Below are 13193 nucleotides of genomic sequence, written 5' to 3' on the forward strand. Positions count from 1 at the left end.
GGAGTCAAGTATCTAAAACTAGGAAATAATACTAATTAATCATAATTTCTTTAAATGTTAGTATTAACTGTTAAGCCCGTTTCTTTGCGTATTTTAGCAATGATTTCAGGTATCTGTTCTCTGTACTCACTATCTAAGCGAGCTATTTGTTGTGTGTGTGTTGCTTTGCCAATTTTATAGTATTCAAAGAAAATGTTAACCTTCTTTGAGTATATTTGATCAACCACCCTCACCTCATAGATTGTGTTAGGTTGCTTAGCAAACATCTTTTTAATATCAACAATAACTGCATCAATTTGATTCATTCTTCTTTCACCACCGCTCTAATATTTTCAAATGCAATATAGGACTCATTAATATACACCCCTAAATCAGAAAAACCATCGACCAAACCAGTTGCGTTAGGCACTAAATTGCCTTCCGTGTCCTCAATATTTTGTTGTACAGTCACAAATTCATAATTCGCTGAGGCATGACGCAAGATATTTTGACAAGCCGTTAAGGACATCATTGGTAATTTAACAGGTACTGCATTTTTGTTCTGTGCTTCACGCTTTAAAGCTGAGGTATGGTCCGACAGGAAATAGCCATTCCACTTCACCTTGCCACGCTCGCGATAATCGTTTTGAAAGTAATTGTTAATCATCTTACTAAATTCTGCATCACTCATAGCTGTTACCTCCGTTGTGACCACCAACCAGGCTGGCACGGTTAATCGCCGTACCGCCTTTTTTCTTTGGACATTGCCCGCATCAGGGCTGTGGTGCCAAACCGTTTTCGAATTTCATCAACAACTTGATCAATCTTGTTGGATTTAATTAATTTTTCTGGTTGCTCAAAGAGGTCAAGCTGCACGCCAGTGTCATCAATTAAGCCGCCATAATCAATCCCAATATTACGAATCACTTCACCATGCCAATGCTTTTCAAACAAATCGACCATAATTGCCATTAGTTTGCGGGTATCATTGGTGGGATCAATTCTTTGTTGTTTTCTAAAACCATGACTTCCCTGGCGTTCACTTTCGGCAAAAGAATACCCGATGAACAAGCTAACCAAACAGGTTTGTTTCTTGTGTGCTCTAATCCTGGTAGCCACTTGATCAGCCATTTCACGAACAACAATCTCAATCTCTTCTTTTCGTTTATAATCACGCGGTAATACCTGAGAATTACTGTATGATTTGCTTTTAGGAACAACCACCTCAGTCATAACAGTACGATCAATGCCCCAAGATAAGGCAAACAATTGCTCACCAACTAATCCCATCTTTGCTCTAAATTGATAAGGGTCCTGATGCGCCAAATCGTACATTGAATGGATACCCATCACTTCAAGTTTATGTGCTGTGCGGGAACCAATACTCCAGACATCATCCAGTTTTGTAATTGGCCACAATTTTGTCGGCACATCCTCATAGTGCCAAATACCCGTCAGGTTTTTAGTGTGTTTTGCTTCAATGTCTAAGGCTATTTTTGCGAGCACAGGCGTGTCACCAATACCAACTGTTAAATAGACACCCGTTTCCGCTCTAACTTGCTTTTGAATTTTAAAAGCGACTTCCTCAGGAGTTTTACCAAACAACCGCCAAGAGTGGGTTACATCTAAAATAGACTCATCAATCGAGTACGGCAGCAAGTTAATATCATCGGTGTATTGACGATAAATATTATTGATTTTTAGGTTTTCAGCAATATAATTATTCATCCTAGGGTGTGCGATCAACAAGCCATGTACATCAGGTAAATCACGCTGGCGCATCACATTACTAATGCCTAGGTCTTTTTTAGCTGTTGGCGACGCCGCTAGGACTAAGCCACCATTCGTGTTTGCTTGTTCAGACATCACGACTAAATCGCCCTTTAATGGATTAAAGCCTCGCTCAACATTTTCAACACTGGCGTAGAAACTTTTTGAATCAATTAAAAAGAACACGCCACGCTTTTCTTTGCTATAATCATATTCATTTGTGATTGCGTTTTCCATCAGCAACCTCCAAAAACAATTGTGTATAATTCATTATACGAACAAGCGTTCGTTTAAGCAAGCGAACAAAACATTAAATTTGTGACAAACGCAAAAGCTATGCTATAATAAAGACATAGAAAAGAGCCGTAGCGCTAACTACGACTCCTAGCAAACCCGTTTTAGACGGTGGCTAACGTAAAATAATCACTAAATGATCATCCGCAGGCTAAAGCAAGATGGTCATTTTTTATTGCTGTTTTTTATCAGCTCAACAACTAATCCAACCAGCATCAAGACAAATGTCCCAAAACCAATCATTAGCTGTAAAGTATCCGAAACGGACACTAGGCATCTCCTTTCCTAGAATCTGGGTTTACAGTTTTAACACCATAAGCACCACCTCCACTCGGGATAGCCACCATCTTAACTTGTTTGCTGTAACTAGTATATCACACCTAAATTTGGCAATTGGTCTAAAGCTTAAACGCTTGTGAAATTTTCAAAAATGAGTAATAAAATAAGGCTTCCAAAGACTTTGTGAAAGTTTTTTTGGAAACCTTATTTTTGACACCTTTGAAACGTTGATATAGCGTTACTTATGATAGTGACAATTATGTCAACCTAAATTGGTATAGCTGAGTTTAGTGTGAAATACAATAATTGACCGAAGATTCCAATTTAGGTTGACAAACTTTTCGTGATGATTACAGCTTAATTTTTTCGTTGGAGGTTTCTGCAACTCATAAACTACCTTATTGTGTACGAAAAATTGTTAATCAACAAATTAGTCCTCCAAAAATGAAAATGTTCAGTGTCCACATTGCCAATCTTATTGTTTAAAACTATGTCAGGAACGGTGGAACGGATAAAGTTCCTGCTGTATCGAACGATTATAATTTTGCTTATAATATCCTGCAATGTTGTCATCGTCAGAATAGATAAACATTTGATTAACTCCTACGTTATCAAGTTGCCTCAATATTTTCTGCTTATGCTCACTCGGAATAGACAGCGTGTCAGCAGCAATGATTGGCTGCATGTATCCTTTTGAAGCACTACCATGCGACGTGTTCAATTGGTAGATGAATGCACCCTGCTGATTTTTCATGCGATCAAATACGATAGACGGTTGGATTAACAAGTATTTAAGTGGTGGGAAGTATTTGCCATTTGTGACGTCAATTAAGTCAAACGTCTCACTTATATCAATACGCATCAACAAAATTGGGTCTATTGGTGTTTCTCTAGCTAAAGCTGTTTTTCTTAACTCAGAGCGCTTTTGAAAATTGGATGAATATAATGTTGCTTTGAGCTTGTCACTCTTAGTAAGTTTTTCCAATTGAAGTTTGTTTTCAGCGTGCAAATTCAGTATTTTTGATTTTTGAAAAATACGATAGACAAAACTATTGACTTCTTCGAATAGGGATTTTTGAATCATACCTTCATCAATTTCGTCCGTCCAAAAAAATTTATGGAATTGTTGCTCCACGGGCAAATGATCAAGTCTCGCTAAATTGGGATTATATAAATCAAGGATAAATTGGCTTTTATCACGCTCCTTTAATGAGTAAAGGTTGTTATCAAACAAATAGACAAAGCCATTTTCATCAGGATTTTTTGACACCGCGAAATAAAGTGCTACAAGAGGGTTTGCCGTGATGTCGAGTAATTCTGTTGGCAACCCATGATGTTGAGCGTAGGCTATGAAGTTTGACTTCTCCTGCGCATTTATATGTGCACCTACTTCACGAAAATATTCATGTCGCATATGGATTAAATCTAAAAAACGTCTGTTATTGTCTCTTATCCACCGGTAGCCACTGGCCATATTCTTTGTATCTCCAAAATCAGTTGATTCACCACGAAAGAAATACTGACCATTAAATTTTTCATCTAGTAGTGATATATAATCTTGCAATGATGTTATGTCCATCATATATCAGTCCTCCAATCACCAAGCTCACTTTCAATAAACTTCCTCTAATTATAGCAAAAAAAAGGTAAATATTGAATTTTCCTTATCACAAAATATCCTAGTCGAAGAAGCGTGTGCAAGGTGTTTGGATGATTCTCGCAGTCTGCCATGAGTTTAGTTTCAATAGCCTTTTTAAAAGTAATACTTTAAGATTACAACAGAGTCCTGCCCAGGATGACAACAAGTTTTAACTGTTTAAATAGTTCTGTGCTGTTCGCTTTCTAATTCTTGAATTTTTTGTTCACGTTCGATATTTTTTCGATTTTGCATAAAGCGAAGCTGCGCTGTCATTTCTGCTCTGGCATCTTGTCGCCACAACCGACTAATTCTGTTCATGGTACGCGGATCTTTAGGAAAATGAGGTGTTTGCTCTTTCTCACGATCCTTATTGATTTGTGTATTAGAAGAGGTCTTTGAAGGTTTAGAATTTTCCTTGAGGCCAGTTTTTAACTTTTCATTGGTAACCATGTTCTGCTTAATTCTTTCAAGTTGCTGGTCAATGGTATTCAGACTATTATCTTCGACTTGATTTGCTCTTAAATTAAAAATAGACCATTTTTTTAGTATAAGAGCAACTACTTGTGAAATAGAAAAATGCTCAATTAAATTAGCTTGTGAATTTTGAAATTTCACAAACAAAAAACAGGCTTTTGAAAGCCTGTCTCTGCATTACTGTACATAGACATGTATTATGTCAACTTTGATTGGTCTACTGATTAAACTTTTCAAGTCGTCGAATTCGAATGTCTCTTTCCAGATTAAATCTTTCTTTATTAAAGTGCGTATTTATATTCTCTTTATCAGAGTATTTCAACTTCTTTAAATTTTTGATGATGTCGCAAACGACAGTTTTATCATTTGCCAAATTGAATATTTTCTTGATTAATTTAAATGCTTCATTAGTCTGATTGTCATCTATCGTGAAATTGTCGTCTATCGACCCAGTTATTATATGGACACCACTAGCCCAGCCGAAACTTCTAGGTGAAGTTATCCATTTATTCAAATAATTGATGGGTTCTTCTTTTTTAACACTCGTCAGATAAAAAGTGAATAGATAAAATAAATCGGCGTATGCTATTAAATCAATATCAGGTAGCATATGTTCTAATGTATTTTGTAACGAAATACTTTTTTTTGAGATATTTTGATAATCTATTTGGTCTGAACTAATTATTTCATTCAAAAGAATGTTATTTAATTTGACAAACCACTCCTTTTTATACGGTACATCTAAATCTGCAACAGAATGAATTAACCATTCTCGTGGAAACCATTCCCAATAGGAAAAAGTTGCTTGAGTGTCAGTATCTAACACTATCAGTTTTTCTCCATATAGGTTAATAAATCGTTTAATTTCTTCTGGTTCATTATTGTCAAATGCATTTTTCATACAATGAAAAAATTGCATTTCTTCCGTTGGATCTTTTTTTATTCGGTTTATGGTCAAGTTCATAGTAACATCAGCAGTGACTTTCAACCTTTTATTTTCTTTTTCTTGAATTTTGTTGAAATAATAAGCTATAAAATGATCATAGAAAAAATTGGCAGCCTCATAATTATCCAATTTAAGAGAATTTAATTGAAAGTTGAAAGAACGTAACAAAAAAAATTTAGTATCTGAATTTAGTTCATTCTCCTCTAATAATTTAAAAAAAGACTTAACAAAAATTAATTTATCAGGAAATGCAGCATTACTTACATCCTCCATACTGAATATTTCTTCCCAACTGGAAAGAAATTGTCGATTATTCTTAAAATCTGTAAGAAATTTTGTTCTCATTTTCACTTGGTATCCATTAGGATCTTTATCATTCCAATTTGAAATCCACTTATAAATACGAATTAGCATGAACGTATAGAGTACTAATCCAATTATAACAATTGCAGCTAAATAATTGTTTAATTCATTCGGTGGCGAATCTTTCCACCATAGCAGTGGTAGAAGTAGGCACCCAATCATAATAAGAAATTTTGCAGGGTTAATAACATTTTGGAGTATTACCATTTTGTCCCATTTTAAAATTTGTGAGATGTTTTTGTCCATAAGAAAAATAACGAGTGGTAAAAGAAGAGCAAGCAGACCAGAAACTAATGCAATGATGCCATCTTGATTAACTGATGAGAGAATCACTAATAACAAACCGTTGAAATACTGTAACGCTGAGCAAATAATTTTTAACGATTCAAAATATAAAGTGATTATTGTTTTCTGAAATATCATTTTTATCCCATTCTGAAATTTTATATATCTGGCTGATTGTAAAGTTAAACCGAACACACTGCACAAAAGACTAACATAGGCTTTAATAGTAATTGAATAAAACCAAATATGAATGGTTTAAAAGTTACGTCTTCTAGTTTATCATCTTCGGGAACGCTCTGTCATTAAAGTTATGACCCAACTTGGTCCCTCAATTCGCAAAAATTGCGTGTTTCTTAAATTGTTCACCTGCGGCTAAGTAAATATTTAATCACTTAAAACTTTAATAAACTTACCTTTAATAATGAGCATAAGATTTTGAGCGAGTATCATTTTTTATTTCTTGATTATCGTTGAAAGATATTTTAGTTTTCTCTGTTGTATTAATCCTGATATTACCAAGTCTAGGCTCAGCAAAATTTCGTCGGCAACGCTCCAATACGAGAGTATTTTTTTGAAATTTTATCGGTTAATGAACGCCCCCTAGTCTCTTATTTATAAATACTCCATAAATCAGTAAGTTTAATGTCATCACTAGCTGGATGTAATACTTCTTCTTTATCGATTCTTACGAACACAGGAACCTGCATAGCACTTCCTGTAATAATTGCTTCTCCTTGTCCAAGACTAGGAATCATCTTATATGAGCTATTATCCAGCGTAGGCATAGTATTTTCAAGCATTCTCAAATCTTTTTCATTAACCAAACGATGAATCAGATAATTATGAGTTTGTGAAAGAATCGTGGTCGAAATATCCGCTGGTCTTTGACTTGATAAGGTTAGGTAAAATCCAAATTTTCGACCCTCCTTAATTATTTCTTCAAAAATTGATAAACGGTAATCCTGCCAATCATCACCATTGTTTCTAAATTCAGAATTCAAAATGTTGTGCGCTTCATCAATAATTAAGTGCTTTGTTTGGCAGACTTTTTTACCGGAAACCAATGCCTTTTGTTCATCGTAAATCATTTTGGATAGCAACATAGGAATTAGTCGGGTAATTTCTTGATTTGCATGAACCAGTGAGATAATATTCATCATTTTAAAATCTTTAATAGCATCATCTTTTACCTCAATAACTTTCTCTAGACTTTTTAAAGAGGTGTTAATTCGATTAAATAGAGGATTCAAATGCTCACGTGTAACTTTACCCCACGCTGTACGATGAACTCTCTGAAAGTCTAAAAATATTTGCAACTTTCGTATTGGCGTAGTTTGAACATTATGAAAGTAATCATTTAATCTTTCAGAAATCAACATAATTTTACTTTTTTCAAGTTTTTCTAGTGAAATTCCATCTTCAGAACCACTATTAAACCAAATTTCGTTTGGGCCAGATATAAGGAAAGCACCATTATTTCTCTGTTCGATCTTATTTATCTCAGAATAGGAGCTATTGTCATTGTAATATTTTTTGGCAGTATCTATCCAATCTTGCAAACTATCTTGATTTACTGAAAGTCCTGAAGTCAAAATTTTTTTAAGGGTCCCCGTCACATAGCTTCCAAAATCAAAATCATCAGATGTGGATATTTCGTTGAACTTTTCCATACTGCTTCTCAAAAAAGGCACCTGTGTTGCTGGTCGAGCATCAAAAAGGATTGATAGAATATCGGCGTCAAAAAGATACTTGCTTTTTACAGGTAGCTTTCTACCAGAATTTAAACTTTGTGTATTTATTTCAAATATTTCTTTGTTATCGTTACTAATTCCGAATATGCCATTTTGTGTAACACTGTCAATGACTGGCGATGAATACTCACCATTAAAGTCAATTACAAAAAATTGAGATTTTTGTACTATTTGATCGTAAAAATCAGACCTAAATAGTTCCAAGTAAAGTTTATGGAGTGTATTAGATTTTCCACTTCCTGTATTCCCAAATATACCTATATGAGAAGCAAAAAATTTATTTATTGATAATTGAATGGGTTGACCTTCCAAAATTGATTCACCGATTTTAATTGTTGGATCGTCAGATTCAACCCCATAAATAATTTTTAATTCATCCATAGTGGTCAGTGAGACTTCATTACCAATCATAGATACATATTGACTTGTTACCTGGAATTTTCCTGCTTCAATGACACCTTTAGTTTTCAAAGAAATAATTCTATTTATGGAGTTTTTAGAATAACGGTTATCAAATTCGGTACTTTTGATTGAGTTCTGTTGATCAATCACTTTTTCGTTTGAAACAGTTGCAATTATTTTAATGTCATTTTGATTAATGGTGAGGAATGCTCCAATTTTAGGACCTGTCAATATTTTCCCATACCAAATGAACTCGGCATCATTTGACATACTATACATTCCAACTTGTGATATATCACCATCAACTGCAGTAATCACTCCAAGCTTTTTCTTAGGACTTTCCATCACTTAGATCCTCCAAACTTGCCCCTCGTAGGATGCTTGTTAAATTTGGCAAAGTAAAACTGTACCAGTTTTCACCATCAGTACCAATGTTTTTAGTTCTATAATCATCACTGAAATCTTTAGGAGTTAAAATAATGAAATTGCTTCGATCATCAGAAAACCCTAAATTATTTAAATATATATCTCTATCTCCGTCAGCAAAACCAAAAGCAAAAATCATTAATTCTGGATTTTGAATCGCTCGTTTAATCATTTTTGAAATATGATTATCTTGAAATGAAAAGCCAATTACGAATAAAACTGACTGCGGCTTATCTAGTTCTAATTGAAAAACCCTTAACATTTCATGAAAATGATTATTGTAGAAAGTTTCTTGTTCTTCATATCCTGTAGGCTTAACAATAACTGGGTCATCAACGATGGTGCTTCTTATCAACACTGAATCTTCCTTTTTTTCCCAGTTCATAGAGCCATGAGGTTTAATTAAAGTTACTGAGGGGATCTCGTTTGTATAATTATCATTCAGGCCCTTATATGATACTGTTCTATTGTAGTTTGAACTATCAAGTTTTCTTTCAAAATAACCACTAGCACCATCGTTAAACACAAATCGGTAAGCATGCAGGACTTGGTCAGCAGCCTTCTCAATAAATAAATCGTAGTTTGTTGTAAAAAGATTAGTTGTACGAGGTGTTTGTCTAGAATTTGAAAGATTGAGAATATCTAATATTTTTGACAAGAATTCTGCATAATTATCCAAGGTAATTGATATGGGATTCTCAATTTCTGAAATATCTTTCAATATTTGCTCGCTTACTGTTTTGACTTTCTGGGCTAAAATCCTATTTCTTTGTTCATTATCTTTCTCCTCAATCATTCCCATTAAAGGAATAGCAGGATAAGAAGTTCCAGAACCAATTAAAAAATTTAATTGTTTTGTAATTGCCAATTTTCTGATTTTTTTTACTATTTCATCATTTTTTTTATTTTGATATTCTTCAGACATAGAAACCTCCAAGTAAGATAAATTACCATTATTATACTATAGTTTAGAGCCTTTCAATTCCCAAATAGTAATATTAAAAATGTAATTTTCATATCAATAGATACAGTTTTTAGATATTTTCTGATTTCTACAGATTCTATATTCGAATTATAATGTAACAATCACAAAGCCTTAAATTTATATATACTCCGTTTTATAGCCAAGTAACGAAAAATAAAAATAATCAGAAAGAATTATATCAAATCATTCATTGGATTGTTATCAGAAAAATAAAAAAGCTTCCTCATGCTCAAAAGGCAATGAATTGATTTATTGCTATTTATTGCTCATTAAAAGACTCAACTATGGATTTGCAATACATAACTTGGACAAAAAAATTTGGTTTTACATTCTTCTAGATATTGATGACTCATATTCTTCTTGAGACTTTTCTTGTTCAACTTTCTTTTGATTTCTTAAGAACTGACGTTCTGCGTTTGTTTCAGCGCGAATGTCCTGCCGCCACAAGCGACTAATTTTATTGAATGAACCACCCCGCAATGGCATCTGATCACCTATATGCTTTGTTGTATTTGGGTTTACATTGATGATCAACGGCTTGGAGGCCAATTTTTTTTCCTCAGGGCTAGATGCAATTTTAGTTCTATCTACGTTACCGCCTTTGTCACGTTTTTTAACATGGCTTAGCAATTCAGACATTTGTTGGTCAATATCATTCAGTGAGGTGTCTTCAATTTGTGCTAAATGTTTATATAGTTGATTCGCTAAGCGTTTTCTTAATTCATCTTCCTTGTTTTCAGACCATTTACGTTGTCCCTTATGCAACACACCCTGGTCTTCAATATTAATGACATCATATTCTTGTGCCAACGACTTAAAGCCTTCATATTCAGGTTTAAGCTCTTTGGCAAACAAATCATCTAATAGTTGATCGGTTAATTGATTTGCTTTTGCCATCTTGCCTTTGCCAGCTGTTAAATGAGCGTTACCAACCTGCCACCGCCCTTTCATGTCTTGAGGTAAAGCATCATAAATTTGTTTGATGGCTTTAGCATGACGATCATTTAATAGGTTGTCAGGCGCTGCCTCAACAATTTCTTTTTTAAAGCCACCAACACCTTTCAATATTTCCTGATGCCGTCTTAGTTCCTGTGATGACATTAATTGTTTTCTAAACTGTCGCTTGGCTTGTTCAATCAGTTCTAAAGGTATAACACCTATTGGCTGCCCTTTATATTTACCTTCTTGCTTGATCATCTCAGGCCGCGTTTCTTGGCTTTTTTTAGCAAACCACAGATGCATGTTTAGGTGGTCAGTATCCTGATGAATCACACCAAACCAAACAACGTCATTTTCATCTTCTCCCAAAGGTAAATTAAATCCTTTGTTAATTAGCGTCTTAGCAACCTCTTGTTCTGCATGCTTCAACTTATTTTGGTCTATCATACGGGTTTCGGGATCATAGAGATTGTTTTTAACTAACCAATCACCTCTGATTGAGAAAGCGAGTTCATGGATATTATTGCCATTTTTTTGAGCCTCATCCAAGTCTTTTCTCAATACAGAAATATCGTGATTATCATAATTTAGTTTATCGCTACCAAATATTGGATGCGTTTCTGTTACCGCAGAATTGCGGTTAGCATAGCCAGGCTTACTAAATTGTTCCTTTAAGTCAATTAAATCGGTCATGGACTCATTATTAAGATCGTTTGTCTTTTCCGAATTATTAGCATAGTCAACTAAATCTGAGTATTTTTGTCCCTTCATATCTGCTGTACTAGACGTGACAAACTGCGCTGGTAAATTGACCATTGCCGTCTTTTTTTCACCCAGGGCAAATGCAGCAATTTCACCAGTCTTCGCCATTTTGCAATTCCTCCATAATCTCTTCTAAACTATCAAAATCTTGTTCATAATCAATTGTCAAACGGCGGGCTGTTCTGGAAGACATGTTCAGCATTTGAGCAATTTGCATGTAGGACTGTTGATAGTTATTAAACAGAATTAAACTTATCTGAGCCAAATAGTACGTACGATTATCGCGTTCATGTTGACTGTCAGCCATCTCACTAACTTGCGTCGGATGATGCCAATTAAATTCATCAAGTTGTGCTAAATACTTTGTCAATTGTGCTTTTCTTTTATTATGCTTTTTAGTCGTCATCGAGTTGTCCTCCTGTTTGGTGATATTTTTTGATCAGCTGCTTATCGCGACTCCGAATTTTTTTATATTCTTCATAAGATTGTGCCAATTCATTGTTTGGATTGAGTTCTGTTGGTGTACCAAATTGTTGGAACTCGGTTGGATTAATTGGGTTGATGGCATATTTAACAAAACCATTTTCTAAATTAATGCCTTCTGGAATGTATTCAAGTTGACGTTGCTGCATGGTTAAAAGAAATCCTAATAAATTCTCTACATTTGCCAATTGCGCAGTCAATTTTGAATCACTTTTTGTGGAGTTGGCATCATTTACCTTCTGGGCTAGTTCTGAATAATTAAGACGTGCATTGTTGGCATTAAGCGCAATATTTTCTACGAAGAAATGCAAAGCAAACTTATAAACACTACTTCGACTTAACTTCGCATTAAGAGCATTTGGGTGTCTTTCTATCCAATGCTTCATTTGTTGAAAATACCATTCTTCATCTCGTGAATTTTTAATTCCAATCATTGTTGGTCTTTCATCAAAAATTAATTGATTGATGTCAAATTCATTTAACAAATTTTCAATAAACTCTAGTTCTGATTTAACCTCTAAAGGAATATATTCGGGTAGCGTTGTATCATATTTTTTATTCAAAACATTTCTTCTTTTGATGAGCGCCTTCATTTGACTTGTTTTGAATTCTATTGCATCTTTCATTTATTCGCTCCTTTCAGCATTACCGTTTAAGTAGTTGATTGTCCAGCCATCTTGAACGTTAAAAACATAGACATTAAATTTCAAAGTATTGTCATTTGACTGTGCCATCATGTGAACACCACGGGGTACTAACTCAACATTTTTGTAAATTGGTTTGACTTGATAACGCACATAATTATTTTTTGACTGATGCAAGTAATCAGCAATTTCAGTTTCATAAGTCACCATACTTTTAGCATTAACCCGACTGTCCGCGTTCAATTGTCGCGTGCCTGTAATTAGATTTTTTGCTTCGTTGTTTAAACCAGTAAATTGATACCCAATTAGATGACTACGGTTGTATAACCAGTCTGTATTATTCGTTCCCGTTTTAATGGCGTGATAGCCCGGTGTTTTAATTGTTAACCGTTCACGCGCTTTGTACCTTTGAGATGGAGGCATCAACTTTTGATTCAATAAGGCATTAGCAACTTGTGGTCTGCCTAACCAATCTAATGACGAAAGTTTTTGCCAGCCACCCTGTTTAATTTGTAAATCATCTTGTGTAAATGTTGGTTGGTTATGATTGACTTCAACAACTGTTTGACCAGTATATTTCAAATCAACAAGTTCATCGTTTTGTGTTGGAGAGCTACTTTGTTTATCAATGTTAATCAGTTGTGATTGCGAACCTAGTGCTACAATTCTTTGCAAAATCGACACACGGTTTAAATACACAATACCTATCAATATGACAATGCTAAATAGAATTCCTCTTGCAAATCGACCACGTTTATAATTTTTCATTTGA

The 13193-nt window shown here is 34.4% G+C and carries 12 protein-coding genes and 1 pseudogene; all 13 read right to left on the reverse strand.

Annotated features, from left to right (window positions below; all coding sequences use genetic code 11):
• Nucleotides 1-50: 50 nt before the first annotated feature.
• A complete protein-coding gene (locus FGL72_RS03820; protein ID WP_146992726.1) occupies nt 51-305 on the reverse strand; it encodes a hypothetical protein in 255 nt (84 codons plus the stop codon).
• The gene (locus FGL72_RS03825) at nt 302-670 is read right to left on the reverse strand and encodes a hypothetical protein (RefSeq protein ID WP_146992728.1); all 369 of its coding nucleotides are present in this window, start codon (nt 668-670) and stop codon (nt 302-304) included. The genes FGL72_RS03820 and FGL72_RS03825 overlap by 4 nt, the downstream gene beginning before the upstream one ends.
• Nucleotides 663-1986 (reverse strand): annotated as a pseudogene (locus tag FGL72_RS03830) (Y-family DNA polymerase). The gene FGL72_RS03825 and the pseudogene FGL72_RS03830 overlap by 8 nt, the downstream one beginning before the upstream one ends.
• Nucleotides 1987-2208: 222 nt before the next feature.
• Entirely contained in the window at nt 2209-2286 is a 78-nt protein-coding gene (locus FGL72_RS09710) for a putative holin-like toxin (protein ID WP_243236589.1), read from the reverse strand.
• A gap of 529 nt (nt 2287-2815) precedes the next feature.
• Nucleotides 2816-3904: an FRG domain-containing protein gene (locus FGL72_RS03840; RefSeq protein WP_146992730.1), complete on the reverse strand. Its 1089-nt coding sequence runs from the start codon at nt 3902-3904 to the stop codon at nt 2816-2818.
• A gap of 234 nt (nt 3905-4138) precedes the next feature.
• A complete protein-coding gene (locus FGL72_RS03845) occupies nt 4139-4576 on the reverse strand; it encodes a hypothetical protein (RefSeq protein ID WP_146992732.1) in 438 nt (145 codons plus the stop codon).
• 76 nt (nt 4577-4652) lie between these two features.
• Nucleotides 4653-6167, reverse strand: coding sequence for a hypothetical protein (locus FGL72_RS03850; RefSeq protein ID WP_146992734.1), 1515 nt, complete (start codon nt 6165-6167; stop codon nt 4653-4655).
• Between the two features lie 470 nt (nt 6168-6637).
• Nucleotides 6638-8527, reverse strand: a complete 1890-nt coding sequence (locus tag FGL72_RS03855; protein WP_186727983.1) for an ATP-binding protein — start codon at nt 8525-8527, stop codon at nt 6638-6640.
• Entirely contained in the window at nt 8514-9533 is a 1020-nt protein-coding gene (locus tag FGL72_RS03860) for an SIR2 family protein (RefSeq protein ID WP_146992738.1), read from the reverse strand. Before FGL72_RS03860 ends, FGL72_RS03855 begins: the two co-directional genes overlap by 14 nt.
• Nucleotides 9534-9917: 384 nt before the next feature.
• On the reverse strand, nt 9918-11402 hold the full coding sequence (gene mobP2, locus FGL72_RS03865; protein ID WP_146992740.1) for a MobP2 family relaxase: 1485 nt from the start codon (nt 11400-11402) through the stop codon (nt 9918-9920).
• The gene (locus FGL72_RS03870) at nt 11386-11700 is read right to left on the reverse strand and encodes a hypothetical protein (protein ID WP_146992741.1); all 315 of its coding nucleotides are present in this window, start codon (nt 11698-11700) and stop codon (nt 11386-11388) included. Before FGL72_RS03870 ends, mobP2 begins: the two co-directional genes overlap by 17 nt.
• Nucleotides 11690-12403: a hypothetical protein gene (locus tag FGL72_RS03875; RefSeq protein WP_146992744.1), complete on the reverse strand. Its 714-nt coding sequence runs from the start codon at nt 12401-12403 to the stop codon at nt 11690-11692. The genes FGL72_RS03870 and FGL72_RS03875 overlap by 11 nt, the downstream gene beginning before the upstream one ends.
• The gene (locus FGL72_RS03880) at nt 12404-13189 is read right to left on the reverse strand and encodes a DNA/RNA non-specific endonuclease (protein ID WP_146992746.1); all 786 of its coding nucleotides are present in this window, start codon (nt 13187-13189) and stop codon (nt 12404-12406) included.
• Nucleotides 13190-13193: the final 4 nt, after the last annotated feature.

Origin of the sequence: Leuconostoc citreum (genome assembly GCF_007954785.1) — a bacterium.
In the GTDB taxonomy this organism is placed as follows: domain Bacteria; phylum Bacillota; class Bacilli; order Lactobacillales; family Lactobacillaceae; genus Leuconostoc; species Leuconostoc citreum.